Below are 25084 nucleotides of genomic sequence, written 5' to 3'. Positions count from 1 at the left end.
GCGACATGTGCGGCGGGTGCGACGGGTGCGACGACGCCTTGCCGGGGCACCGCTTCCGCATCCGGTTCAGCCTACGCCAGGGCTTCGCGGCCCCCGCGTCAGCCCGCTCGCCGGAACGTCCCGGACGGGTTCCCGGCGCTGGGATCGGCGGAGGTGAAGCGGATGGTGCCGTCCTTCTGCAGCGCGAGGGTCTCCGCGTAGGAACCGCCGGTGCAGGCCCCGGGCAGCGAGGAGCGGACCAGCCGGGAGGTGAAGACCAGCTTCTCCGGCTCGGCCGAGGTGAGCGTCCAGGCGCCCTCGCAGGTGAGCGAGAGCAGCCCGGTCAGCTCGTTGCGGCTGCTGACCGCGTCCTGCCCGATCCCCGCGCGGCCGATGACCAGCGTGGTCGTCCCGGCGGGCACGCCCTTCTGCGTCGTCATCTCCCCGTGCCAGGTGCCGAGGAACGACTCCGGTACGGCGTTCGGACCGGGCGCCGCGGTGCCGGAGGGCGCGGTCGTACCGGGCGCCGACGACGACGGCTGTGACGGCTGCGACGACAAAGGCGACGGAGGCGACACCGTGCTCGGCCCCGACGGCACCGGCGGCGCCTGCGAGGGCCCCTCCGCCGTGGCGGTGGGCTCCGGCCCCGGCTGGTCCTTCCCCCACACCTGGTACGCCCCGTACCCGCCGCCCGCGAGCGCCAGCAGCACCGCCCCGACCACCAGCCCGACCACACCCCGCCGCCGCCGGGAGGCGCCCGCGTCCACCGCCGCACCCCCGCCGGCCTCGCCCCCGCCCCCGCCGCCGTCCCCGCCTCCGCCCCGTACGAACGTCGGCGTCCACTCCCCCTCCACCGGCCCCACCCCGGCCTCCGCCTCAAGGTCCAGCAACTGCACCGCACTGCGCCCGACCGCCGCGGACAGCACCGGCGGCAGCCAGCCGCCCTGCCCCAGCCGCCCGACGGCCGCGCCGTCCGGGTCCAGCCACTCCCGCAGCTGTCGCGGCGTCGGCCGGTCCGCCGGGTCCTTCGCCAGGCATGCGAGCACGATCGAACGCAGCGGCCCGCCGCCGAGCCCGGCCAGGTCCGGTTCCTCGTGCACCACCCGGTACAGCAGGACCGCGGCGCTCACCCCCTCCCCGAACGGGTGCACCCCGGTGGCCGCGTACACGAGCACCGCGCCGAGCGAGAAGACGTCACCGGGCGGCCCGGCCGGCTGACCGTTCGCCTGTTCGGGCGACATGAAGCCGGGCGACCCCACCACGAACCCGGACTGGGTGAGCCCGGTGGCCGCGTCGAGGGCCCGGGCGATGCCGAAGTCGATCAGCCGCGGCCCGTCCAGGGTGAGCAGCACGTTGGACGGCTTGACGTCGCGGTGCACCAGCCCGAGCCCGTGCACGTGCTCCAGCGCCTGCGCCAGGCCCGCGCCGAGGGTGCGCACGGCGGGCTCGGGCAGCGGCCCGTACTGCCGGACGGCGGCGGCCAGCGCGGGGCCGGCGACGTAGCCGGTGGCCACCCAGGGGTGTGCGCCCTCGGTGTCGGCGTCCAGGACGGGGGCCGTCCAGGCCCCGCCGACCCGGCGGGCGGCGGCCACCTCCTGCCGGAACCGGGCGCGGAACTCGGTGTCCTCGGCGAGTTCGCCGCGCACCACCTTGACCGCCACCGTGCGGCCGCCCGCCGTCCGGCCGAGGTAGACCCGGCCCATGCCGCCCGCCCCGAGCCGCCGCAGCAGCCGGTACGCGCCCACCTGACGCGGGTCGTCCGATCCCAGTGGCTGCATCCCGCGCACGCTCCCGTCGCCCCGCCCGCTCGCCCCGCCGCCGGGGCCGTCTCGCGTGCAGACGCTATCGGGCGGCGGCGGCGCGAACCATCACGGTCGCGACCGCCACCCGTTCAGGACGCGCTCAGGCCACCGGCTCCGGCGCCGGCTCCAGCAGCCGGACGGCCACGTCGGGGGCGAAGCCGCTGTCGTGCGCGACCCGCCGCGCGAACTCGGCGACGCCGGCCAGCTGCCGCTCGCCGAGCGAGAAGTCCAGTGCCTCGCTGAAGTACCGCTCCAGCACCGCCGCGTCGAAGGACTCCCAGCGGGCCGCCTGCTCGGCCACCTCACGGGCCTCGACCAGCGACAGGTCCCGGGACTCCAGGAAGGCCCGGTGGACGGCCGCGGTCAGTCCGGGGCGCCGCTCGGCGAAGTCGCGGCGGGCGGCCCAGACGGCGAAGACGAACGGCAGCCCGGTCCACTCCTTCCACATCTCGCCCAGGTCGTGCACGGCCAGGCCCTGCTCGGCCGCCTGCCCGAGGTAGGCGCGCAGCGCCGGGTCGCCGATCAGCACGGCCGCGTCGGCCTCGGCGAGCATCGCGTCCAGGTCGGGCGGGCAGCTGAAGTACTCCGGCCGCACCCCTTCCCGCTCCTCCAGCAGCAGCCGGGCGAGCCGGACCGAGGTGCGGCTGGTGGAGCCGAGCGCGACCCGCCGGCCGTCCAGCTCGGACAGCGGCAGCTTGCTGACGATCACGCAGGACATCACCGGGCCGTCGCTGCCCACCGCGATGTCCGGCAGCACCAGCAGTTCGTCCGCGTGCCGCAGGTACTCCACACAGGTGATCGGACCGATGTCCAGGGAGCCGCCGACCAGCTGATCGCTCAGCTTCTCCGGGGTGTCCTTGGTGAGATCCAGATCGAGCAGATTGCCGGTCCTGGCCAGCCCCCAGTAGAGGGGTACGCAGTTCAGGAACTGAATATGCCCGACCCGGGGCCGGACCGGGGTGTTGTCCTGGGGCTCCCGCGTTTCCGCATCCGGTACTGCCACTGCGCCGCTCCCTTGCTGTTCGTGCGCCTCCCCGCAGCGTATGCCTGCCGCTCCGGGAGCCCCGCACCGCCCTTCCGGGAGGCACCGCGGCGTGCCGCACCGAGGGTCACAACAGCCTTACGACACGCGCTGTCCAGCCCGCAAGTCACCCCTGGTCGTCACAGCAGCCGCATGCTAGCGTTGCCCTCAGTTGCAGTTTGATTCCCCTTGCAGTACTTGAAGCCTGCGGAGCATGTAACCGCAGGCTTTTTGTAGTTTTTCAGCAATATCGAAAAACTCCGGCCCCGTCCGGAGGCAGGGCGATCAGCGCAGCGGACCGGGTGCCACACGGTGTGGCCCCGACACGTCCCTCGCAAGGAGAACGGCATGGCTCAGGGAACCGTCAAGTGGTTCAACGCTGAGAAGGGCTTCGGCTTCATCGCCCAGGATGGCGGCGGCCCCGACGTCTTCGTCCACTACTCCGCCATCAACGCGAGCGGCTTCCGCTCGCTGGAGGAGAACCAGGCGGTCAGCTTCGACGTCACCCAGGGTCCGAAGGGCCCGCAGGCGGAGAACGTCACCCTTATCTGATCATCCTCAAATGATGGTCTGATCGCTCGGGACCCCGTCGGGTCCGCCGACGGCCTCCGGTCGTCACGGTGAGCACAAGAGCTGCAGTACCCAAGGGGGCCCGCCGTCCGGTGGGCCCCCTGCCTTGTGCCCCGCTCCTGCTCGGCGGCATGCCGGACGCAGGCGCGCGCACGCGGAAGGGCCCGCCTCCCCGTTCCGGGAAGGAGGGCCCTTCGTCTTGCCCGCCCGAAGGGGCGTCAGGCCGTCGCGACGGCGCCGGCCGGGGCCGGGGCCGGGCCCTCGTCGTAGAGGTCACCGGTGGGGTTGTTGTAGGCGGCCAGGTCGAGGGTCTTCTCCCGGGCTGCGACCACGATCGGCACCAGGGCCTGGCCGGCGACGTTGGTCGCGGTGCGCATCATGTCGAGGATCGGGTCGATGGCCAGCAGCAGGCCGACGCCCTCCAGCGGCAGACCCAGGGTGGAGAGGGTCAGCGTCAGCATGACGATCGCACCGGTGAGGCCGGCGGTGGCCGCCGAGCCGATCACCGAGACGAAGGCGATCAGCAGGTAGTCCTTGATGCCGAGGTCGATGCCGTACACCTGGGCCACGAAGATCGCGGCCAGCGACGGGTAGATCGCGGCGCAGCCGTCCATCTTGGTGGTGGCGCCGAACGGGACGGCGAACGAGGCGTACTCGCCCGGGACGCCGAGGCGCTCGGTGACCCGCCGGGTGACCGGCAGGGTGCCGACCGAGGAGCGCGAGACGAAGGCCAGCTGGATGGCGGGCCAGGCGCCCTTGAAGAAGTTGACCGGGTTGAGGCCGGCGGCGAACTTCAGCAGCAGCGAGTAGACGACGAACAGCACCAGCGCGCAACCGATGTAGACGTCGAGGGTCAGCGTCGCGAACGGCTCCAGCAGGTCCCAGCCGTACTTGGCCACGGACTTGCCGATGAGGCCGAGGGTGCCCAGCGGGGAGAGCCGGATGACCCACCAGAGGGCGGTCTGGACCAGTTCCAGCACCGACTCGCTGAGCTTGAGGACCGGCTCGGCCTTGGCGCCGAGCTTGATCACGGCGGCGCCGGCCACGATCGCCAGGAAGACGATCTGCAGGACCTCGACCTCGGTGAACGCGGAGACGATGTTGGTCGGGAAGATCCCGGTCAGGAAGTCGATCCAGCTGCCGGTGGACTTCGGCGCCTTGAGGCCCTCGGTCTTGAGGTCGGTGCCCGAGCCCGGGTTGGTCAGCAGGCCGAGGCCGAGGCCGATGGCCACCGCGATCAGCGAGGTGATCGCGAACCAGAGCAGGGTGCGGACGGCCAGCCGGGCCGCGTTGGTGACGTTCCGCAGGTTCGCCACGCTCACCAGGATCGCGGTGAACACCAGCGGCGGGACGGCGAGCTTCAGCAGCTGGACGAAGATCCGGCCGATCGTCTCCAGGGTGGTGGCCAGCCAGGATATGTCGGCCGCGCGGGCCAGGTAGCCGAGGGCCACGCCGAGCACGAGGCCGGCGACGATCTGGGCCCAGAAGGGGGTCTTACGGATTCTGCCGAGCACGGACGGCGACGAAGTCGCCTCGGGCGCTGTGGACATGACGGTGCGGCTCCGGGGGAGGTGTTGCTGGTGATGAGGAGAAGAGGGGGGACGGCGGCACGGCGCGCGGGCCGGACGGGGAGGAATCGGCCCCGGTCAGGGGCGTGCCGCCTGAATACAGCTCATGGCGCGACAACGGCGCGGGCTGTCCACAGCACCGGTCGGACGACACGCGCGGGCGGCACCGGGCAGCGGGCCCGGGCCGAGCGGCGAACGTGCGTCTGAGGTGGTCACGGCCGACACATTAGCAGTAAAGCTTTGAGATGTTCAAAGTAGTTGTTTGAGTTCTGGATACGGTCCGATTGACCGGTTGACAGTTATACGTATAACTTGAGGGCATCCCCCGCCCGCTCTGCCCTCCCCGACCGGAGAATCCCGCCCATGGGCTACCTCGCCCTGCTCCGCGCCCCGCACGTCGGCCGCCTCCTCTTCGGCACCCTGCTCGGCCGCCTCCCGGCCGGCATGACCGCCCTGGTGATCGCCCTCGCGCTGCGCGAGGTCCACGCGCCGTACAGCCGGATCGGCCTGGCCACCGCCGCGTACGCGATCGCGGCGGCCGTCGGCGGACCGGTGCTCGGCCGGATCGTGGACCGCACCGGGCAGCCCCGCGTCCTGCTGGTCTCCGCGGTGGTCGCCGGCGGCGGGTACGCCCTGCTGGCCCTGGCCCCCGGGTCGGCGGTCGCCGCCCCGCTCGGCGCCGCCATCGCCGGGCTGGCCATGCCCCCGCTCGAACCCTGCCTGCGCTCGCTCTGGCCGGACGTCGTCGAGGAGGACCAGCTCGACACCGCCTACGCCTTCGACTCCGCCTCCCAGCAGACCCTCTACGTCGCCGGCCCGCTCGCGGTCGCCGGCATCGCGGGCACGGTCGGCGCGGTCGCCGCACTCTGGGTGGCCGCGGCCCTCGGCCTGGTCGGGGCGGCCGTCGTCGCCACCACCGCACCGGCCCGGGCCTGGCAGGCCCCGCCGCGCGCGCACTCCTCCGGCCTGCTCGGACCGCTGCACTCCCCCGGCCTGGTCCTGCTGCTGCTCGGCCTGGCCGGCGCCGGCTGGGCGGTCGGTGCGCAGAACGTGCTGTTCATCGCCTACGCCGAGGCCCACGCGGCGGACGGCCTGCCCGGCGGCGCCGGCACCCTGCTGGCCCTCGCGGCGCTCGGCGGACTGCTCGGCGCACTCGCCTACGGCGCGGTGCCGTGGCGCAGCTCGACGGCCACCCGCACCTGGCTGATGGCGCTCGGCATGGCCGTCAGCTACCTGCCGCTGATCCTGCTCCCCGGACCGGTCGCGATGGCCTGGCTCGCCTTCGTCTCCGGGATCGCACTGGCCCCGCTGCTGGCGGCGGCGTTCGTCCTGGTCGCCGAGCTGGCCCCGACCGGCACCGTGACGGAGGCCTTCGCCTGGCTGGTCACCCTCTTCGCGACCGGCAACTCGCTCGGCTACGCCGTCTCGGGCCACCTCGCGGAGGGCTCACTGCGCCCGGTGGCGCTGTGCGCGGCGGGCGGGATCGGCCTGGGCGCGCTGCTGCTGTTCGGCGCCCGCCGCTGGTTCCGGCCGGCCGCCGAACCGGCCGCGGCGCCGTCGCTGCCCTCCGAAGCGGTGCCGGCGGGCTGACGCCCGCCGCATCCCTGGACGTGGCTGCGCCCGTCGGACCGGGTGGTCTGGACGACGGGCGCAGCCACTTTTTCGGCTCGGACGACCGCGCGGACCACGGCGCGGTCCGAACGGACGGTCAGCCGGCTTCCGGCGCCGCGGCGGTGGAGGAGCGCCGCACCAGCGAGGTGGCGAGCGGCGGCACCGGCGCGACCGGCTCGCCGCGGAGCAGCCCGGCGAGCGCCGCGACCCCGGCCCGGCCCAGCTCCTCGCCGGGCAGGTCGACGGTGGTCAGCGGCGGGGCGAGCAGCGCGGCCACCGGGACGTTGTCGATGCCGATCACCGAGAGGTCGCCGGGCACCCGCAGCCCGCGCTCGGCGGCGGCCTGGTAGACGCCGGAGGCGACCACGTCGTCGTCGCAGATCACCGCGTGCGGCCGGTCCGGACGGGCGAGCAGCCGGTGGGCGGCCTCGCGCGCCGCCGGGTGGCCCTCGTTCAGGCTGACGCCGAGTTCGACCACGTCCAGGCCGAGCGCCCGGACCGTCTCCTCGAAAGCGGCCTGGCGGACCCGGAAGGTGTACGCGGAGTGGGTGGAGCGCAGCCGGCCGAGCCGGAGGTGGCCGAGCGCGGCCAGGTGCTCGACCGCGGCCCGCATGCCGCCGGCCACGTCCAGCTCGATGGTCGGCCGGGCCCGGTCGGTGCCCGGGTCGGCGTCCAGGAAGACGGCGGGGGTGTCGGCGGGCAGCTCGCCGAGCTGGCTGTCGTCCGGGGAGCAGATCAGCAGGCCGTCGAAACGGCTGGTGGTGGCGGCCTCGGCGAGCGTGGCGCTGCCCCAGCCGGAGCTGACCACCACGGCCAGGCCGTACTTTCCGGCCTCCTCGTGGACGCCCTCCAGGACCCGGCCGAAGAACGGGCCGAGGATGTTCGGCACGGCCAGCAGGATCATGCCGCTGCGGCCCAGCCGCAGTTGCCGGCCGGCCGCCTGCGGGCGGTAGCCGAGGCTGCGGGCGGCCTCGCGGACCCGCTCGCGGGTGGCGTCGGAGACCCGGCGGCCGGCCTCGGAGCCGGAGAACACCAGCGAGACGGTGGCCTGCGAGACCCCGGCGAGCCGGGCGACGTCCCGGCCGGTGGGGCGGCGGACCGGGGCCGGCCAGGTTCCCGCCACGGGCCCGCCGGCGTCCCCGGCCCCGGCGCTGCCCGGTGCGGCGCTGTCCGGTGCGGCGTTCTCCGGCACGGCGGCGCGGGTCAGTTCTGCGGGGCCGAGGCGGCGGGGCCGGAGGCGGCCTTCTTGGCGGCCGCGGCACGGGCGGCCTCGTCGGCGGCGTCCTCCTCGGCGTTCTGCGCGGCGATCTTGGAGGCGGTCCGGGTACGGATGCCGTCCACCCTGCCGGAGATCTCCGCCGACATCTCGTCCCGCTGGCGGCTCAGCAGGACGTAGCTGAGCGGGGCCGAGGCGACCGCGGCCAGCAGGAAGAGGAAGACCACACCGGCCTCGCCGGAGACCGGGATGACCCGGAAGTGCCCGAGGAGCAGCGCGATCAGCAGGCAGCCGAGGAAGATCGAGACCCGCATCGAGGTGTAGCGGAGCGTGGCGTGCGACTTCTTGCTGACATTGCTGCCCACCGGGGACACATCCTTACTGCGCTGGGGACCGGGCCGGTCTCCCAGTGAAGCATGCCCGACACCCCCGGCGGGGAACGGGTCCCACCGGGCAGCGCCCGGGCGACCGCGCGATCAGCGCAGGTCGAGCCACATGATGACGTCGTCGCGGTCGTCGCCGGGCGCGACCCGGATGGTGGCCGGCACCCGGCCGACCTCGACGTAACCGCTGCGGGCGTAGAACGACTCCAGGCCGAGCCCGCCCCGTACCTGGAGCTTCAGCCCCGCCAGGCCCCAGCCGCGGGCGATCCGCTCGGCCTCGGCCAGCAGCGCGGCGCCGTACCCGCGCCCCTGGAGCTCGGGGTGGACCATGACCTTCACCACCAGCCGCCAGTGGTCCATCGGCCCGAACCGCATCGACTCGAAGACCAGCATCGCGGCGAGCCGGCCGGTCCCGGTCTCCCGGGCGATCAGCAGCCGGTCCGGTCCGGCCGGTGCCGTTCCGGCGAACTGCCGCTCCCCGGCGGCCCGGACCTCCTCCTCGGTCACCCGGTGGACGAAGCCGACGGCCCCGCCGGCGTTGCTGGCGGCCGTCCACAGGCTGGTGATCTCGGCGTGCAGCGCGGGGTCGAGTGCCGGGTCGAGGGTGAAGCTCAGCGTCATGACCTCGGAGCCTAGTCGCCCCTTACGACAGGACGGAGGCGGTCCGTTCCCGCCCACGTTCCGGTCCACGCCCGCGCAGCGCCAGGCAGAGCAGCACCGCGACCGCGCAGAGTCCGCCGGCCGCGTACCAGGCGAGGTCGTAGTCGCCGAGCGCGTCCCGGGCGAATCCGGCCAGGCCGGCCACCACGGCGGCGCCGATCTGGTGGCAGGCCAGCGCCCAGCCGAAGACGATCGGCGCGTCCTCCCCGAAGTGGCGGCGGCAGAGCGCGACGGTCGGCGGCACGGTGGCCACCCAGTCCAGCCCGTAGAAGATGACGAACGCCAGGATCGGCGGTTCCAGCGCGCCCGCGAACAGCTGCGGCAGCACCAGCAGCGAGAGCCCGCGCAGCGCGTAGTAGACGATCAGCAGCAGTCCGGCGTCGAAGCGGTCGGTGAACCAGCCGCTGGCGACGGTGCCGATCACGTCGAACACGCCGATCAGCGCGAGCAGGCTCGCCGCGGTGGTGACCGGCAGGCCGTGGTCGTGGGCGGCCGGGATGAAGTGGGTGCCGACCAGTCCGGCGGTGGTCGCGCCGCAGATCGCGAAGGAGCCGGCCAGCAGCCAGAACGCCCGGGTGCGGGCGGCCTCCCGGAGCACCCGCAGCGAGCGGGCCAGCGCCCGGTCGCCGCCGACGGGCGCGGGCGGCGGCTCGGTCGCGCCGTACGGGAGCAGGCCGAGGTCGGCGGGCCGTTCGCGCATCAGCAGCAGCACCGGGACGGCCACCGCGGTGGCCGCCAGCGAGACCACCACGACCGCCGTGCGCCAGCCGTGCTGTTCGACCAGCCAGGCGCCGAGCGGGAGGAAGACCAGGTTTCCCGCCGCGCCGGCGGCCGTCAGCACGCCGGTGACCAGCCCCTGCCGGGCCCGGAACCAGCGCCCGGTGATCGTGGTGGCGAACGCGCCGGCCATCGAGCCACTGCCGAGGCCGACCAGCACGCCCCAGCAGAGCATCAGTTGCCAGGGCTGGCGCATCAGCATGGTGAGGCCGGCGCCGACCGAGATCGTCAGCAGTGCGCACACCACCACCAGTCGCACGCCGAACCGGTCCATCAGCGCGGCGGCGAACGGCGCGGTGAGGCCGTAGAGGGTGAGGTTGACCGAGCTGGCGGCGGATATCGTGCCCATCGACCAGCCGAACTCGGTGTGCAGCGCGTCCATCATCAGACTGGGCGTGGACCGGAATCCGGCCGAGCCGAGCAGCACCAGCAGGGCAACACCGGCCACCACCCAGGCGTAGTGCACCCGGGGCGCGCGGACGGGCGCGGGGAGCGCGTCGGTGGTGGTCCGGGGTCCGGTGGGGGCCAGGGGTCCGGCGGGAGTCGGGGGTCCGGTGGGGGCGTCGGTCTCGTTCACCCGGCAGAGTCTCCCGACGGCGCGGGCCGACGACGAGGGGCGGGACTGCCGACTTCCGCCGGAATCGGGCCAACCGGGGGTGAGAGGCGGCCCGACCGGAATCCGGGGTTCGGCGCGCGGGCCGGGTGGCCGGAAAAGATCGCCCACGGCGGGCGGATCGGATGGCGGCGGGCCGCACGCACCCCGAGCACGGCACGGCCGGCCGCCATCCAACCTCGGCACACGGTCCCTGAACCCGTGCCACGCCCTCCGCACTCGCCAAGGAGCCAGCGTACGACCGACCCACGGCCCCCCTTGCTGACGTGGTCCCCCTGGACAGCAGCACCGCGGTGGCGTTCGGGTGTTCCCTCGGCGTCCCCTCGCGACGGAGAGCTGCACCCAAGCGTGATCAGTCGGATACGTCACGTCAATGGTTTGTCCGAAATTCGGAATGGTTGCGTCAGCTTTCGGCCCCGGGGCCAAGGGGACGTCAGGGACGCGGGGGCCGGGGCCCGTCAGGGCTGCGCCAGCGCCGCCCAGTCGACGGCGGTGAGCGGATCCGCGGGCCGGGCGTCCGGGCTGATCTCGCACCAGACCCGCTTGCCCGTGCCGTCGGGGTACCAGCCCCAGCGGTCGCAGAGCAGCTCGACCAGCTCCAGGCCGCGCCCGTTGGTGGCGTCGACGTCCGCCCCGGCGTGCCGGGGGGCGGGGGCGACCTGGCTGGCGTCGGCGACCTCGACCCGCAGCGGACCGACCGTCGCCGACTCGCGCACCCCGTCGCGTCCGGCCGTGCCCGGGGCGGCGTCCGGTACGGCGCCCGGGAGGTCGCCCAGCGGGAAGCAGAGCCGCAGCACGGCCGGACAGCCGGTGTGCACCACGGCGTTGGTGACCAGTTCGGAGACCACCAGGACCACCGTCTCGGCGATCGGCGCGTCCGGGTCCACCCCGTGGTTGAGCAGCCGCGAGCGGACCCACCGACGGGCCCGGCCGACCTCGGCGGGGTCCGCCTGCACCGCAAGCTGTACCTGAAGAACCTGCACCGCTCCACCACCCGCACTCGCAGTTCGGCCACCGTCTCGGCCGGGTCCTGGTCGCCCGCCCGGCCCGGGCGCGCACCGGGCCGGCCGTCCGTCGGGTCGGCCGTCCGTCGGGCCGCCGCCCGGCGGGGTGACCGCACGCCGCACCCGCCGCGGCGCGCCCGCGCCACCTCGTCCGCCGCCGCACCGGCCGCGACACGAATACGCCTCAGGATGAGTCGGCGGGCGGACCGCAGCAAGCGCTTCGGGCATATTCCAGCGATCGGGGGACGGGGCAGGGCATACTGTCCCGTTCACTCTGGCGAGCCCCGGACCGGCGATCGCCCGGCCCGGACCGACCGGCCCACGACGCAGAGGCGAACCTACCGCCGTCCGCCGCTCCCGCCGCACCCGCCACTCGCGAACCACCCGTGCGACATATGTCCAGCCCCCTTCGAACAGCTCAACCGCGGGATCGACGGCAGATCCCACGATCTGACGATCCGAAGCCCCGGCCTCCGTTCTCCGCCGAATCCGCGCGCCGCCCGAACCGCGCGGGTTACCGTGGGACCGTCAGCGGTCGGTCCGGCAGGAGGGGTGGTGACCGGTGGCCACCACCGACGGCGCCCCGCGCCGGGACGAGCAGCTGCAGCGGCGCCTGGCCCGCGGCGAAGAGACCGCCCTCGGCGAGCTGTACGACCAACTCGCGCCGATGGTCCACGGGTTGGCCGGGCGGATACTGGCCGACCAGACCGCGGCGGCGCAACTCACCCGGGAGATATTCGCCCACGTCTGGGAGCACCCCGAGGCCTTCGACCCGGCCCGCGGCTCGCTCCGCGCCTGGCTCGGCGCGCTGACCCACCGTCGCGCGGTGGACCGGCTGCGGGCGCGCCGCGCCGCGGAGGCGGGTTTCGCGGGCGACGACGCGCAGGACGGGGTCCACGACGAGATCCGCGCGGTGGCCACCGCCGCCCGGGTCCAGTACGCGGTCGCCGCTCTGCCGCAACCGCTGCGTGAGACCATCGCGGAGTCCTACTACGACGGCCGCACCTACCAGGAGACGGCCCGCCGGCTGGGGATCAGCGAGCAGGCCGCCAAGCAGCGGATGCGGCAGGGACTGGAACTGCTCGCCACCGAGTTGGAGCAGGAGCGCGCCCGGCACCGGGGCCCCACCCCGGCCGACCCGGGACGAGCCGACGCGGACGACGCGGACTCGTCGGACACGGAACGAGCGGACGGGAGCGCGCGGTGGAAGGAGGGCGGGGGGACGTGACGATCACCGACGAGCAGCACGAGGCCCTGCGCTCGCTGCTCGGCGCCTGGGCGCTGGGCGCCGTCCAGCCCCGCGAGGGCGCCGAGGTCGAAGCCCACCTGACCGGCTGCCCGGAGTGCGCCGAGCACGCCGAGCGACTGCGCGAGGCGGCCGGCTGGCTCTCCGTCGAGGAGCCGCTGGACCAGCCCGCCGCCCTGCGCAAGCAGGTGCTCGACTGGTGCCTGGCCCGCCGCCCGGCCGATCTGCCGGTCCCCGCCTGGGGCATGCCGTACGCCGCCGAGACCGCCAAGTTCGACGCGCTGCTGCGCGACCTCGGCCCGGAGGAGTGGCAGGAGGTCGCCGAACTGCCCTGGCACGGCGGCACCGAGTACCTGCGCCCGGCCGAGGTGCTCTGCCACCTCGCCGCCGTGGACGGCTACCTGGCCGTCGCCCTCGGACTGCCCGACCCCGTCCCGTCCGGCACCGGTCCCACCGGCACGGCCGCGTCCGGCACCGGGCCGGCGGCCGAGCGCCGGGTCCCGCCGCAGGAGGCCGTCCTCCCGTCGGTGCCCCGGGTGCCGCAGCAGGCCGGCCGGCCCTGGGCCCGGATCGCCGAGCGCACCGCCCGGCTCACCGCCGAGCAGGCCGGCCAGCCGCCGCAGCGGGTCCGCGCCCGGTGGCGCCGGCACTGCCACCGGCTGGTCCGCTCGGCCGCGCTCGCCCCGCAGGGCAACACCCCGGTGGACTTCGGCTTCGTGACGGTCCCGCTCCGGGACGCCTTCGTCGACCGGGCCTTCGAGTGCTACGTGCACGGAGAGGACGTCGCCCGCGCGGTCGCCTACCCGTACGACCCGCCGGCCCCGCAGCACCTGCGGCAGATGATCGACCTGGCCGTGCGGATGCTGCCGCTGGCGCTCGCCGGGCAGCGGGCGGCGCACCCCGAACTCACCGGAGCGGCGGTCGGCGCACCCGACGGCGGGCCCGGGCGAGCGGACGGGGCCCGGACCGGCCGCCGGGTCCGGCTGGTGATCGACGGCCCGGCCGCCGGTGAGTGGCTGATACCGCTGGACGGCCCGGAGGCGGGCCCGCCGGTCGGCGAACCGGTGGCCGTGATGGTGCTGGACGGGCTGGAGTTCTGCCAGCTGGCCGCCGCGCACCGCGACCCGGACCGGCTGCCGGTCGGCGAGCAGGGCGACCGGACCGCGATCCGCGAGGTGCTGCGCGCGACGCCGCTGCTCTCCCGCCCCTAGACCGGTTCTCCCGGCGCCAGGCTCCTGCCCCGCACGGCTCCCGGCTCCTGCCCGGAAGCCCTGCTCGGCTCAGGCGAAGACGACCGTCCGGGTGCCGTTCAGCAGCACCCGGTGCTCGCTGTGCCACTTCACCGCGCGGGCCAGCGCCTGGCACTCGACGTCCCGGCCGAGCGCGACCAGCTGGTCCGGGGTGATGTCGTGGGTCACCCGGGCCACCTCCTGCTCGATGATCGGGCCCTCGTCCAGGTCGGCGGTGACGTAGTGCGCGGTGGCGCCGATCAGCTTCACGCCCCGGGCGTGCGCCTGGTGGTACGGCTTGGCGCCCTTGAAGCTCGGCAGGAAGGAGTGGTGGATGTTGATCACCTTGCCGGAGAGCGCGGTGCACAGCTGGTCCGACAGCACCTGCATGTAGCGGGCCAGCACCACGAGCTCGACGTTCTCCTTGGCGACCAGGTCCAGCAGTTGCTGCTCGGCCTCGGCCTTGGTCTCCCGGGTCACCGGGATGTGGTGGAACGGGATGCCGTAGCCCTCGGTGAGGTCGCGGAAGTCGGTGTGGTTGGAGACCACCGCGGCGATCTCCACCGGCAGCGCGCCGATCCGGGTGCGGAACAACAGGTCGTTCAGGCAGTGCCCGAACTTGCTCACCAGGAGGACGATCCGCAGCTTCTCCTCGCTCGGGTGGATCTGCCAGTCCATCCCGAACGAGGCGCCGATCGCGGCGAAGCTCGCCCGCAGCTTGTCGACGGTCACCGGCTCGGCGGCGGAGAAGTGCACCCGCATGAAGAACAGACCGCTGTCGCCGTCACCGAACTGCTGGCTGTCGATGATGTTGCACCCGGTCATGAAGAGGTAGCTGGAGACCGCGTGCACGATGCCCTGCTTGTCCGGGCAGGACAGCGTGAGGACGTACTGGGCGCTGGCCGGCTGCTGTTCCACGGTGGGGGTATCCCGTCCTGGGCTCGTACTGGTGTGAATGCTCCAGCGTGTCACACTCCGGGAGGACCCCCGCCCGGCTGCCCGCACTGCGGACGGGCCTGCCCGGCGCCGGGCCGCCGGGCCCCTCCGACCTGGATCGGACCCGGCTCGGGCCCGGACCGGGCCCGGGTCAGACCTGGGTCAGGATCCGCAGCACGTCCAGCGAGCGCGGCGGGACGTCCGGGTCCTCGCCGTCGTTGACCGCCAGCTTGACGTGCGCCTCGCGGGCCGCCCGGACCGCCTCCGGCCAGCCGTGGTGCTCCAGGTAGGCGGAGGCGGGGGCGTCCGCGCCGACCTCGTGCAGGATCCGCACCACCCGCAGCACCGCGACGTCCACCAGCGTGGCCTCGGCGGAGTCCCGGAAGATCGTGCCGACGTACTTCTCGGCCGACCAGCGGTCCAGCCAGGTGTCCTCCACCAGGCGGTAGACGGCGTCGGTGACGTCGCCGTACCCCTCGCGGCCGGCCAGCCAGGCCTCCCGCTGGAACCCGGGGTCGGAGAGCATGTGCAGCGCCGAGCGGAGTCGGGCCCGCCAGCGCCACCAGGGAAGGTCGTTGAGCGGCATGCCGCCCATCGTGCTGGAGCGGTGACCCGGACGAGAAGGGTTTCGGGCAGACCGATACGAAGATTCTGTGCTGGCGGACATGGGAATCGATCGTACGTTCCCCCGCCACTGGTGCTCCACTCCCGATCTACACGCGTTCCCCCTCGGATTTCCACTCCCGTTTGCCGGCTGTTGGCTGGACGGCCCTCTCGGCTTGCTCCACCGGGGATTGGCTGGAACCAGTGCGCAGCACACTGCGCCCAGGGAGGGAAAGACCGATGACCAGCCGCAGGGGCTCGTCCCAGGCCATGCACCCGATCGCGGGACGGCGCCGCCGGCGCCCGATCGCTGCCGTCGCGACCGCCGCGGCGGTGCTCCCAACCCTCTTCTCGGCCTCCGCGTGCGGCGGACCGGCCGATGCCGCCACCGGCAGCGGCGACCTCACCGTGATGACCTGGGCGCCGTCCGACACCGGCTCGGCCGACCGCCCCGGGATGACCGCCCTCGCCGAGGCGATCGGGCGGGACATCAACGTCAAGGGCGGCCTGCACGGCCGCCGACTGCGGGTCATCACCTGTAACGAGCACAACACCTCCGACGGTTCCAAGGCCTGCGCCCAGCAGGCGGTGGACGCCAAGGCGGTCGCGGTGCTCGGCTCCTACAGCCAGTTCGGCGACGACTTCATGCCCGTCCTGGAACGGGCCGGCATCCCGCTGATCGGCGGCTACGGGCTGTCCCAGCCGGAGTTCAGCAGCCCGCTGTCCTACCCGGTGGGCGGCGGCATGCCCGCACTGATCGGCGGCAGCGGCCGGCAGCTGGTCGAGGCCGGCTGCAAGACGGTCTCGCTGATCCGCCCGGACACCCCGGCCGGCGACAACCTGCTCGGCTACCTGGGCAGCGCGCTCAAGCCGGCCGGGATGAAGCTGCTGGACGTCAAGGCGCCGGAGAAGTCCAACGACTACTCGCCGGAGGTCCGCAAGGCGATCGGCGGCGACCAGCCGGGCAACTGCGTCACCAGCGCGCTGGGCGCCGAGCCGACCGGCAACCTGCTCGACGCCTTCCGTCGGACCGGTGCCAAGAACACCCGGATCGCCTCGGTGATCGGCAGTGTGCAGCAGTCGGTGGTCGACTCCACCGGCGGCGACTCCGGCCCGCTCGCCGGCGCCTTCGTGACCGGCTGGTACCCGCCGGAGTCGGCCAAGATCTGGGACGGCCTGCGCGCGGTGATCCGCTCCGACAGCGCCGGCCGGCACATCGACGCCGCCGACCCCGGGGTGCAGACCACCTGGGTGGCCTACGAGGTGTTCCGGCAGGTCTCCGACCGGCTGGCCGCGGCCGGACGCGAGGTCTCCAGCAAGGCGGTCACCGCCCTGCTGGACGGTGGCGAGCAGATCGACGTGGGGCTCACCCCGCCGCTGAACTGGGCGACCACCAACATGCTGCCGAGCACCGAGTCGCCCCGGCTGGTGAACACCTGGGTCACCTACCAGGTGGTCAAGGGCGGGCAGCTGACCCTGCAGCGGCCCGGCTTCGTCGACGTGCGCTGGGTGCTCACCGGGGGCAAGCCGCCGGCCTGATCCGCCCGTTCCACCCCGCGGTTCCCGGGGCCCGGCCGTCCAGCGGTCGGGCCTCCGCCGTTTCCGGCGCCGGATGATGCCGCCCGGTGCCGCCGTGCCGTCCGTCCGGGGTCAGAGGTCGCCGTCGGTGCGGGTGGGCAGACCCGTCTGGCCGGCGACGGTGTTCCAGAGCCCGGCCGCCTGCTTCTTGGCCGTGGTGGCAGTGCCGCTCGCGGCGACGGCGTTCTTGTAGTGCTGGTTGTCGTTCTTCTTCGGGTCGCAGCCGCCCTGGGCGTCCGTGGCCCAGGCCGCGTACTCGTCGTCGGCGGTCGCCGAGGCCGTCCACGCCGCGTTCAGCTGCTCGACCAGCTGCGGGCCGCCGGGCAGCTTGTCGGTCTTCAGCCCGGCCAGCTTGGTCTGCAGCTCCCGGCGCTGCCCGGCCGCGGCGGTCAGCGCCTGCTGCGACTCCGGCAGCTTGTCGCACTTCTGCACCGAGGCGACCGCGCCGATCACCGCCTGCCGGCTGTCGTTGGCCGTGCCGAGCAGGTCGGACAGCGACTGGGCCTGCGCCTTGACCTCCGGGTTGACCGAGGCGGTCGTCGGGCCCGCGCTCTGGGCGGTGGCCGCGGCCGTCCCGCTCTCGGTCACCGGGGGGACGGCCTTCTTCGCCGTCCCGGCCGTGTCGTCGCCGCCGTTCAGCAGCACCGCGACCAGAACCGCCGCCGCCACGCCGCCCGCCACCACGCCGCCGATCAGCAGCTTGGACGAGGGACGGCCACTGCGGCCGCCGTCCCGTCCACCCGGGGCCTCACCCGGGTGGTCCGGGTAGCCCGGCGCGGGCCGGTCGGCGTACCCCGGCTGCGCGGGCGGGTAGCCGCCCGCCGCCTGCGGGTCCCCGGCCGGGTACGGCGGCAGGTACTGGGTCGCCTGGGCCGGGTCGGCCGGGTAGCCCGGCTGCGGGGCGCCGCCCCAGCCCGGCTGCTGGGCCGGGATGGCCTGGGTCGGCAGCGCGCTGTCGCCGAGGTACTCCGGCTGCCCGGCCGGCTGCCCCGGGTACGGCCCGTACGGCTGTCCCTGCGGCGGCTGGCCGGGGTGCTGTCCCTGCGGCGGCCCGTACGGCTGCCCCGGCTGCTGTCCTTGCGGTGGGCCCTGCGGCGGACCCGGCTGCTGCGCGGGCTGCTGACCGGGCTCCGGCCGGAACAGGTCGTCCAGGTTGAAGTCACCCGAGTTGGGGTACGAGCGGCGCTGGCTCAACGCGATTCCTCACCTGTGCACGACCGCGCGCTGACGGCGGACCACATCTCGTCGGTTCTTGGGGGCATCACAGTTCCTTGGACGTCGCGCCCACGCTACCGGTTCACGGAACCGGCCGACCACGTGGGCGGTCCATCCCTCACCGACCCTGCACGCTCCCCGCCGCCCTCCTCGACGGCCCCCGGATCAGGCGGCCTCCGCCTCGGCCCGGGCCTGGAACTCACGCACCACCCGCTGCTCCCGGTAGGGCTCCAGACGGCGCCGGAACTCGTCCAGGTACTCCACGCCCCGGTTGGAGCGCAGCCCGCTGAGCAGCCGGACCGCCTGGGCACCCGTCTCGCAGGCCCGCTCGACGTCCCGCTGCTGGAGCTGCGCCGTCGCCAGCAGCACCAGGTCCACCGCGCGGCGCCGCACCCGGGTCGGCGGGTGCAGGTCGAGCGCCCGGCGGGCGTAGTGCTCGGCGGGACCGGCCTGTTCGAGGTCCCGGTGGCAGTGGGCCAGTTCGTCGGCGAGGTAGGCGTCGTCGAAGTGGACGATCCAGTCCGGGTCGTCCTCCGGGCGGCGCTTCTCCATCATCTCCAGCGCCTTGGCGGCCACCGCCTCGCAGGCCTTGGCGTCGCCGAGCAGGGCGTGCCCGCGCGCCTCGGCCGCGTAGAACATCGCCATCGCGGTCGGGGTGGCCACCGTCCGGGCGCCCTCCTGGGCGGCCCGGGCGAGCTGGGCGATCTCCCGCGGGTTGCCCAGGGTCGCCGCCAGGTGGCTCATCGAGGCCGCCAGCACATAACCGCCGTAGCCCCGGTCGTCGGCGGCCTGGGCCAGCCGCAGCGCCTGGATGTAGTAGCGCTGGGCCAGGCCCGGCTGGCCGGTGTCCACCGCCATGTAGCCCGCCAGCTCGGTCAACCGGGCGACGGCCGCGAACAGTTGGCGGCCGGTCTCGTCCCGGTAGGAGCCGCCGAGCAGCCCGGAGACCACGCTGTTGAGGTAGTGCACCACCACCGGGCGCACGTGCCCGCTGCCGAACCGGTGGTCCAGGTCGACCAGCATCGCGGTGGTCGCCTTGACGGCCGCCACGTCGGTCGGGCCGACCCTGGTGCCGCCGGTGCGGGCCACCACCGGGTCGGGCGGGGTGATCAGCCAGTCCCGGCTGGGCTCCACCAGGGCCGAGGCCGCCACCGTCGCCCCGGTCAGGAAGTCCCGGCGGCCGACGTCGCTGCGCCACAGCTCGCACACCTGCTCCAGTGCGGCGCCCAGCGTCGGCGCGAACTGCAGACCGATGCCGGAGCTGAGGTTCTTGCCGTCGGCCATGCCGATCTCCTCGACCGACACGCTGCGCCCCAGCTTGCGGCCGAGCGCCTCGGCGATCACCGCCGGGGCCTGCCCGCGCGGCTGCTGGCCGCGGAGCCAGCGCGCGACGGAGGTCTTGTCGTACCGCAGGTCAAGGCCGTGCTCGGCACCGCAGAGGTTGACTCTCCGTGCCAGACCGGCGTTGGAGCAGCTGGCCTCCTGGATCAGCTGCTGGAGACGCTCGTTGGGCTGTCGTGCGACAAGTGGTCTCGCGGCCATTGGCTTCGCCTCCCCACACCCTCCGGTCCCGGCCGGCGGGCGACGCTTTCTGCTGATCTCTGTTGCCGAGTTGCCGACTGTCCGACCGTTCAAGGAAACTGACACAAGGTTAGCGATCAGCAACGCCACCGGGATACCCACGGTGACGATCCCCACCCCCCACGCGCCCGGGAGAATGCTCCTGTGCGCCCCCACTGCGCCCACCCCGCCTCCCCCCGGCGCGCTCCCGTACGGTCCGCCTCACCGGTTCGGGTGAAGGGCCCCCGCACGGCGCAGCGGCCGGGATCCCCCCGTAACCCGCTTCACGCACGGTAGTTGAGTACCCCGTGGACGACATCGCCGATTCCCCCCGGGCCCCCGCCGCCGCGCGGCCGGCCCTCCCCGCGGCGGTGGACTGACCGCCTCCTGGACTGCCGCCCTGCGCCGAACGGGTGAGGGCGCGCGACGCGCGAGACCCCGCGCACACGTGACGGGCCTTGTCTCCCACCGGAGTCGGGGCCCGTCATACGCATGTGCGGATAAGGCTTCGGTGTACCCGCTGATCAGGGAAGAAAGCCCCTCGTACGAGTGACAGCACTCAAGGATTGCCTTGATCGTCCGAGTGGGAGAACTTCCAACGTGAGGGGCCGCCGGACGGGGCGCTCGGTCGGGGAAGCCGGGCGAGGCGGACGGGAGGGACGGAGGGGAGACCGGAGGGGACGGGAGGGAAACGGGAGGGACAGGGCGGGGCCGTGGGGGCGCGCCCGGGGGGGGGGGGGGGGGGGGGACGCCGACACTCGGGACGGCGGGGGGGGGGGGGGGGGGGCCGCGGGCGGCGGCGCGGGGGGGCGTGCCGCCGGGGGGGTGGGGGGGGGGGGGCCCCCATAATCGGGGGTTGTTTGGGGGGGGGGGCGGGGAGGGCCGAACGGGGCCGGGAGCGCGGGGAGCGCACGGCCCCGTTCGGCGTTGCCCGCTCGTTCTCGTCCGGTCGCCCGTCCGCCGCCCGACCCGTCACGCGGCCCCGCCGCCGCCCGTACGGTCAGGCCTGCGCGACGAAGACGTGCGCGGCGATCTCCTTGCCCAGCTCGGCGGCGTTGTCGCCGGTGCCCACCAGCACCCCGCCGACGCCGGCGCTCACCCGCACCGTCGACCCCGGACGGACCCCGGCCCGGCGCAGCGTGCGCATGAGGTCGCCGTCGGTCTGGATCGGCTCGCCGATCCGGCGGACCACCACGTCGGCGCCGTCGGCGCCCGGCGCCACGGAGTCCAGCGGGACGAGGCCGGCGTCGAAGCCCTCGCCCTCGGCCTTGGCGTCGCCCAGCTCGTCCAGCCCCGGGATCGGGTTGCCGTACGGGGACTGGGTGGGATGGCCGAGCATGGCGAGCACCTTGCGCTCGACCGTCTCGCTCATCACGTGCTCCCAGCGGCAGGCCTCCTCGTGCACCTGCTCCCACTCCAGGCCGATCACGTCGACCAGCAGGCACTCGGCGATGCGGTGCTTGCGCATCACCCGCACCGCGAGCCGGCGTCCCTCCTCGGTCAGCTCCAGGTGCCGGTCACCCGCGACGCGCAGCAGTCCGTCGCGCTCCATCCGGCCGACCGTCTGGCTGACCGTGGGACCGCTCTGCTCCAGGCGCTCGGCGATCCGGGCGCGCATCGGGGTGATGCCCTCCTCCTCCAGCTCCAGGATGGTGCGAAGGTACATCTCAGTGGTGTCGATCAGCCCAGACATCGCCGCTGGCTCCGTTCCTCGGGGTCCTCATCGCCAATTCTGACCTACCGCACCGACTGCCGGGCCCGCCGCGGGGTGCGGGGGGCCTCATTTCGTGCCGGTTGACAGCGGCACCGGTGAGGCAGCACGGTGCTCGCCATAGCTTCTCCCCCATGGTCCGGACCACCGCGGACCGCCCCCACCCGGCCGGATCCCCCACCGGCAGAGAGCGAAGGCACCAGATGAGCGAGCTGGTCGGCCGGTACTTCGACGCCGCGATCGCCCACCTCCGGCGGGTCCGCGAGGAGGAGGCGGAGAACATCGAGGCGGCCGCCGCCCTGCTGGCCGACGCGGTCACCGAGGGGCGCCGGGTCTTCACCTTCGGCGCCGGCCACTCCTCGCTGGCCGCCCAGGACGTGGTCTACCGGGCCGGCGGGCTGGTCCCGATCAACCTGCTGGAGGTCCCCGGGATGGCCGGGGTCACGGTGATGCCGGCGCCGCTGTCCAGCGCCCTGGAGCGGGTCTCCGGCCTGGCCACCGCCACCCTGGACCTCACCCCCGCGACCAGCGGCGACCTGCTGTTCGTGATCTCGCTCTCCGGCCGCCAGGTGATGCCGGTCGAGCTGGCCCAGTACGCCCGCGGCCGGGGCCTGAAGGTGATCGGGCTGACCTCGCTCGCCTACCCCGGCGAGGTCTCCTCCGGCCACCCCTCCGGCACCTACCTCAAGGACCACTGCGACGTCGTCCTGGACAACAAGATCGCGGTCGGCGACGGCGAGCTGACCCATCCCGGAGCCGAGACCACCTTCGGCCCCGTCTCGACCATCGTCACCAGCGCGCTGATGCAGGCCGTGGTCGCCACCGCGGTGGAGCGGCTCGCCGACGCCGCACTCGCCGGCACCGGCCCCACCCCGCCGCTGTTCCGCTCCGGCAACGTGCCCGGCGGCACCGAGTGGAACGCCAAGCAGATGTCCGACAACGCGGAGCGGATCTTCTACACCTTCTGATCGCACCGGTCCGTTTGTCGTACGGCTGGTCGGCCGCCGGCGCCGGGTCGCCTACGCCGACCGGCCGACCGGCCGACCGCTGTGGACTCCCCCCACGGCGGGCCCGTCCGCCCGAACCGCAGGACCCGTCCCGCAGGGCCCGTCCCGCCACCGCGGCCCCACCCGAGCCACCCCTCCCGAGGCGTACCGGGCCTCCCGCCGGGGCAGGTAACGCCGGGCGGAGGAGCTGCGAGTGGGGGACGGGATGACGTCGGGCGCGGGCGGGACGGACCGGGTGCGGGAGCGCGAGCTGATGCCGGAGCTCTTCTGGGCGGCCGACTCGGCCTCCCAGCAGGGCCAGCACCGGGCGGTCCGGCTTTCCGCCACCGAGCTGGTGCTGCTGGTCGTGGCCGCCACGGCCGGCTCCGCCGACGGCACGCCGTGGGCCTGGCTCGCCGCCGTCGCCTACCTCGGCGCGATCGGCCTCTCCGCCGTGACCAGCCGGCAGAACCCCCAGGGCCTCTGGTACGAGGGCCGGGCCGCCGCCGAGTCGGTGAAGACGCTCGCCTGGAAGTTCGCCGTCCGCGCCGACGCCGTCCAGCCGCCCCCGCGCCCGCTGCCGGACGCCGAGGGCCTGTACGGCCTCCAGCTCGGCCGGGTGCTGCACGCCTTCCGGGGCAGCCGTGCGGTCGGCCCCGGGCTGGCCGGCCGGCCCGCCGAGAGCCAGATCACGGCGGCGATGCGCGGTCTGCGCGAGCAGCCGCTGGCCGTCCGCCGGGACGTCTACCTGCGCGAACGCATCCAGGTCCAGCACGACTGGTACCGGTCCAAGGCCCGCTACTGCGCCCGCGCCGGCTTCTGGACCGGGGTGGCGGGGGTGGGGCTGCCGCTGCTCGGCCTGGTGCTCGCGGTGATGCGGGCGATGGGCGAGTTCTCCTTCGACGCGCTCGGCGCGGTCTCCGCCGTGGCCGCGTCCGTCACCGCCTGGGCCCAGCTGCGCCAGTACCGCCCGCTGGCCGCCGCCTACGGCCTGGCCGCCGACGAGCTGGCCCAGATACGCGCCCAGCTCGCCCGGCTGGACGTCGGCTCCCCCGACGCCGAGGAGCTCTGGGCGCGGCTGTCCCGCGACGCCGAGGACGCCGTCTCCCGCGAGCACACCACCTGGCAGGCCCGCCGCGAGGTGAACAGCTCCGCCGAGCGCGAGTAGCGCGGGGGGAATGTTCACCCGTTCGGCCCAACCGAGTTGCGGGGCGAAGGGCGGGCGACGTGGCCTGGAAGCAGTAGCCGTCTCACCGCGTAAGCAAGGATGTGACTGCTGTGACCACCAGCGAGACCGAGACCGCCCCGGCCGAGGCACGGCAACGGGAAGGCGAGTTCGACCGGCGCTACCACGCGCTGCACGGGGTCGCCGCCGGCTATCTCCCACGGCGTCGCGGCGCCGTGGACGAGTGGCACGAGGAGCTCACCCGGGTGATCGCGGACCGGGGCCTGGATCCGAAGGACTGGCCGCCGTCCGTCAAAGCCCTCGACGAGCTCCTCAAGAAGGACGAGCCGCTGCGCAAACTCGTGAACGGGATGATCTCCGACGTGCCGGAGGAGCACCAGCACGGCATCAAGGAGATCAAGGACCTGCTCGACCGGCTCGCCCACATCGTCACCAGCCCGGTGGCCTACAACTGGGACCCCGCCAAGCGGAGCTTCTTCCCGATGTCGACCCTGTTCGTGTACATGATGTTCACCGAGTGGGGCTGGGACGCGTTCCGGGACCAGGAGTTCAACAACGCGCTCCGGAAGATCCTCCAGACCTGGTACGACTTCCTGAACTCGGACAAGAGCGCCACCTACCTCAACGACAAGCTGCCCGACGGCTGGCTGTCCCAGCCCGCCCGCGAGCAGTTCAAGCTCTACGAGTTCGAGGTCACCCCCGCCCCCGCCTCCTTCAACGCCTTCTTCCACCGGCAGATCAAGCGCCAGGAGTTCCGTCCGGTCAGCGCGCCCACCGACGCACAAGTGATCGTCTCGTCCAACGACGGGACCGTCGTCCGGTGGGCGCAGGTGACGCAGGCGTCCGACGAGTACTACCTGAAGGGCCAGCCCTACTCGCTCACGGACATGCTCACCGATCCCAGTGACTCCACCTGGAAGCCCGGCGACTACGTGCAGCGGTTCGTCGGCGGGCACGTGTACCAGTCGTTCCTGTCCGGCGCCGACTACCACCGCTGGTGGACCCCGATCGCCGGCACCGTCGTCGAGGCGCCGCGGGTCATCCCCGGCCTCATGTTCAGCGAACTGCGGTCGGCGGGCATGGACCCGGACGCGGGCCCGCAGTCACAGGGCTACCAGGCGTCGGTGAACACCCGCGGCCTGCTTCTCGTCGAGAGCGACTTCCACCTCGACGACGGCACGAGGATGCTGGTCGCCCTCCTGCCCATCGGCATCACCGAGATCTCCTCGGTCGCCTTCCTCGACGCCGCCGGCAAGCCGATCACCAAGGGTCAGCGACTCGAGAAGGGCGCCGAGGTCGGACGCTTCAGCTACGGCGGGTCCAGCATGTGCCTGATCTTCGGCAAGGGCGTCGTCCAGACCTTCGACACCCCGCCCAACACCAGCGGCGACATGGAGACCGGCCCGCCCGTCTTCGCCGGCATGCGGATCGCCACCACCAACCGCCTCACCGTCCCGTAGCCACCTGAGCGTCCCCCTGGCGCAGGAAGTCGGCGGGTCCGACTTCCTGCGCCGGTGGTCGTGCCCTAGTGACCCGGTTCGGAGATGCGTGAGCAGTAGCGGCAGATCCGGTCGATGATCTGGTCGGCGCTCTTGGTCCACTTGAACGGCTTGGCGTTCTCGTTCCAGAC

21 protein-coding genes are annotated in these 25084 nt (G+C 73.9%); 8 read left to right on the top strand and 13 right to left on the bottom strand.

The window, feature by feature from the left end; translation table 11 throughout:
- Positions 1-98: 98 nt before the first annotated feature.
- Positions 99-1757, bottom strand: a complete 1659-nt coding sequence (locus tag ACFVUH_RS28100; RefSeq protein WP_387916069.1) for a serine/threonine-protein kinase — start codon at positions 1755-1757, stop codon at positions 99-101.
- A 124-nt stretch (positions 1758-1881) separates the two neighbouring features.
- A complete protein-coding gene (locus tag ACFVUH_RS28095; RefSeq protein ID WP_387916067.1) occupies positions 1882-2784 on the bottom strand; it encodes a menaquinone biosynthetic enzyme MqnA/MqnD family protein in 903 nt (300 codons plus the stop codon).
- Between the two features lie 366 nt (positions 2785-3150).
- Here ACFVUH_RS28095 and ACFVUH_RS28090 point away from each other — a divergent pair, with 366 nt between their 5' ends.
- Complete coding sequence (locus ACFVUH_RS28090) at positions 3151-3354, top strand: cold-shock protein (RefSeq protein ID WP_344337792.1); 204 nt, start codon at positions 3151-3153, stop codon at positions 3352-3354.
- A gap of 236 nt (positions 3355-3590) precedes the next feature.
- Here ACFVUH_RS28090 and ACFVUH_RS28085 read toward each other — a convergent pair whose 3' ends face one another.
- Positions 3591-4922, bottom strand: a complete 1332-nt coding sequence (locus tag ACFVUH_RS28085; RefSeq protein ID WP_355374308.1) for a dicarboxylate/amino acid:cation symporter — start codon at positions 4920-4922, stop codon at positions 3591-3593.
- A gap of 381 nt (positions 4923-5303) precedes the next feature.
- Here ACFVUH_RS28085 and ACFVUH_RS28080 point away from each other — a divergent pair, with 381 nt between their 5' ends.
- Complete coding sequence (locus ACFVUH_RS28080) at positions 5304-6530, top strand: MFS transporter (RefSeq protein WP_387916065.1); 1227 nt, start codon at positions 5304-5306, stop codon at positions 6528-6530.
- Positions 6531-6648: 118 nt separating this feature from the next.
- On the opposite strand, the gene ACFVUH_RS28075 is transcribed toward ACFVUH_RS28080, so the two are convergent.
- From ACFVUH_RS28075 to ACFVUH_RS28055, 5 genes are all read right to left on the bottom strand, one after another.
- Positions 6649-7743, bottom strand: a complete 1095-nt coding sequence (locus tag ACFVUH_RS28075) for a LacI family DNA-binding transcriptional regulator (RefSeq protein WP_387916064.1) — start codon at positions 7741-7743, stop codon at positions 6649-6651.
- Between the two features lie 11 nt (positions 7744-7754).
- Entirely contained in the window at positions 7755-8132 is a 378-nt protein-coding gene (locus ACFVUH_RS28070) for a DUF4229 domain-containing protein (protein WP_387916062.1), read from the bottom strand.
- A gap of 111 nt (positions 8133-8243) precedes the next feature.
- Positions 8244-8771 carry a GNAT family N-acetyltransferase gene (locus ACFVUH_RS28065; RefSeq protein ID WP_387916061.1) on the bottom strand — a complete coding sequence of 176 codons (528 nt, stop codon included), beginning with the start codon at positions 8769-8771 and terminating at the stop codon, positions 8244-8246.
- 22 nt (positions 8772-8793) lie between these two features.
- Positions 8794-10164, bottom strand: coding sequence for an MFS transporter (locus ACFVUH_RS28060; RefSeq protein WP_387916059.1), 1371 nt, complete (start codon positions 10162-10164; stop codon positions 8794-8796).
- A gap of 494 nt (positions 10165-10658) precedes the next feature.
- Positions 10659-11183 carry an ATP-binding protein gene (locus tag ACFVUH_RS28055; RefSeq protein ID WP_380680081.1) on the bottom strand — a complete coding sequence of 175 codons (525 nt, stop codon included), beginning with the start codon at positions 11181-11183 and terminating at the stop codon, positions 10659-10661.
- A gap of 583 nt (positions 11184-11766) precedes the next feature.
- Here ACFVUH_RS28055 and ACFVUH_RS28050 point away from each other — a divergent pair.
- Together ACFVUH_RS28050 and ACFVUH_RS28045 are read left to right on the top strand one after the other, a co-directional pair.
- Complete coding sequence (locus ACFVUH_RS28050; protein WP_355374291.1) at positions 11767-12432, top strand: sigma-70 family RNA polymerase sigma factor; 666 nt, start codon at positions 11767-11769, stop codon at positions 12430-12432.
- Complete coding sequence (locus tag ACFVUH_RS28045; protein ID WP_387916057.1) at positions 12429-13661, top strand: zf-HC2 domain-containing protein; 1233 nt, start codon at positions 12429-12431, stop codon at positions 13659-13661. Before ACFVUH_RS28050 ends, ACFVUH_RS28045 begins: the two co-directional genes overlap by 4 nt.
- 69 nt (positions 13662-13730) lie before the next feature.
- On the opposite strand, the gene purU is transcribed toward ACFVUH_RS28045, so the two are convergent.
- Together purU and ACFVUH_RS28035 are read right to left on the bottom strand one after the other, a co-directional pair.
- Positions 13731-14597, bottom strand: coding sequence for a formyltetrahydrofolate deformylase (purU, locus tag ACFVUH_RS28040; RefSeq protein WP_355375738.1), 867 nt, complete (start codon positions 14595-14597; stop codon positions 13731-13733).
- A 169-nt stretch (positions 14598-14766) separates the two neighbouring features.
- Positions 14767-15282 carry a hypothetical protein gene (locus ACFVUH_RS28035; protein WP_355375735.1) on the bottom strand — a complete coding sequence of 172 codons (516 nt, stop codon included), beginning with the start codon at positions 15280-15282 and terminating at the stop codon, positions 14767-14769.
- Positions 15283-15458: 176 nt separating this feature from the next.
- Between ACFVUH_RS28035 and ACFVUH_RS28030 the strand changes: the two genes are divergently transcribed.
- Positions 15459-16757, top strand: coding sequence for an ABC transporter substrate-binding protein (locus ACFVUH_RS28030; RefSeq protein ID WP_387916055.1), 1299 nt, complete (start codon positions 15459-15461; stop codon positions 16755-16757).
- A gap of 111 nt (positions 16758-16868) precedes the next feature.
- On the opposite strand, the gene ACFVUH_RS28025 is transcribed toward ACFVUH_RS28030, so the two are convergent.
- The 3 genes from ACFVUH_RS28025 to ACFVUH_RS28015 all read right to left on the bottom strand — a co-directional run bounded on the left by ACFVUH_RS28025 (position 16869) and on the right by ACFVUH_RS28015 (position 21264).
- A complete protein-coding gene (locus ACFVUH_RS28025; RefSeq protein WP_387916053.1) occupies positions 16869-17990 on the bottom strand; it encodes a hypothetical protein in 1122 nt (373 codons plus the stop codon).
- A gap of 186 nt (positions 17991-18176) precedes the next feature.
- On the bottom strand, positions 18177-19553 hold the full coding sequence (locus tag ACFVUH_RS28020; RefSeq protein WP_350553764.1) for a transcriptional regulator: 1377 nt from the start codon (positions 19551-19553) through the stop codon (positions 18177-18179).
- A 1018-nt stretch (positions 19554-20571) separates the two neighbouring features.
- A complete protein-coding gene (locus ACFVUH_RS28015; RefSeq protein ID WP_355375726.1) occupies positions 20572-21264 on the bottom strand; it encodes a metal-dependent transcriptional regulator in 693 nt (230 codons plus the stop codon).
- Between the two features lie 221 nt (positions 21265-21485).
- Between ACFVUH_RS28015 and ACFVUH_RS28010 the strand changes: the two genes are divergently transcribed.
- From ACFVUH_RS28010 to ACFVUH_RS28000, 3 genes are all read left to right on the top strand, one after another.
- Positions 21486-22250 carry an SIS domain-containing protein gene (locus ACFVUH_RS28010; protein WP_355375724.1) on the top strand — a complete coding sequence of 255 codons (765 nt, stop codon included), beginning with the start codon at positions 21486-21488 and terminating at the stop codon, positions 22248-22250.
- A gap of 244 nt (positions 22251-22494) precedes the next feature.
- The gene (locus ACFVUH_RS28005) at positions 22495-23436 is read left to right on the top strand and encodes a DUF4231 domain-containing protein (RefSeq protein ID WP_387916051.1); all 942 of its coding nucleotides are present in this window, start codon (positions 22495-22497) and stop codon (positions 23434-23436) included.
- A gap of 110 nt (positions 23437-23546) precedes the next feature.
- Positions 23547-24914, top strand: coding sequence for a phophatidylserine decarboxylase associated domain-containing protein (locus ACFVUH_RS28000; protein ID WP_387916049.1), 1368 nt, complete (start codon positions 23547-23549; stop codon positions 24912-24914).
- The last annotated feature ends 170 nt before the right edge of the window (positions 24915-25084 follow it).

The sequence above is a fragment of the Kitasatospora sp. NPDC058032 genome (genome assembly GCF_042885845.1).
Taxonomy (GTDB): Bacteria; Actinomycetota; Actinomycetes; order Streptomycetales; family Streptomycetaceae; genus Kitasatospora.
Note: the sequence above shows the minus strand (reverse complement) of the source record. Positions and strands in the feature narration are given on the sequence as shown.

What these genes read in the sequence shown, in the direction of transcription:
- ACFVUH_RS28085 (WP_355374308.1), bottom strand. Translation starts at nt 4,922, where the DNA reads ATGTCCACAGCGCCCGAGGCGACTTCGTCGCCGTCCGTGCTCGGCAGA.
- ACFVUH_RS28080 (WP_387916065.1), top strand. Translation starts at nt 5,304, where the DNA reads ATGGGCTACCTCGCCCTGCTCCGCGCCCCGCACGTCGGCCGCCTCCTC.
- ACFVUH_RS28005 (WP_387916051.1), top strand. Translation starts at nt 22,495, where the DNA reads ATGACGTCGGGCGCGGGCGGGACGGACCGGGTGCGGGAGCGCGAGCTG.
- ACFVUH_RS28030 (WP_387916055.1), top strand. Translation starts at nt 15,459, where the DNA reads ATGACCAGCCGCAGGGGCTCGTCCCAGGCCATGCACCCGATCGCGGGA.
- ACFVUH_RS28035 (WP_355375735.1), bottom strand. Translation starts at nt 15,282, where the DNA reads ATGTCCGCCAGCACAGAATCTTCGTATCGGTCTGCCCGAAACCCTTCT.
- ACFVUH_RS28100 (WP_387916069.1), bottom strand. Translation starts at nt 1,757, where the DNA reads ATGCAGCCACTGGGATCGGACGACCCGCGTCAGGTGGGCGCGTACCGG.
- ACFVUH_RS28015 (WP_355375726.1), bottom strand. Translation starts at nt 21,264, where the DNA reads ATGTCTGGGCTGATCGACACCACTGAGATGTACCTTCGCACCATCCTG.
- ACFVUH_RS28065 (WP_387916061.1), bottom strand. Translation starts at nt 8,771, where the DNA reads ATGACGCTGAGCTTCACCCTCGACCCGGCACTCGACCCCGCGCTGCAC.
- ACFVUH_RS28090 (WP_344337792.1), top strand. Translation starts at nt 3,151, where the DNA reads ATGGCTCAGGGAACCGTCAAGTGGTTCAACGCTGAGAAGGGCTTCGGC.
- ACFVUH_RS28010 (WP_355375724.1), top strand. Translation starts at nt 21,486, where the DNA reads ATGAGCGAGCTGGTCGGCCGGTACTTCGACGCCGCGATCGCCCACCTC.
- ACFVUH_RS28020 (WP_350553764.1), bottom strand. Translation starts at nt 19,553, where the DNA reads ATGGCCGCGAGACCACTTGTCGCACGACAGCCCAACGAGCGTCTCCAG.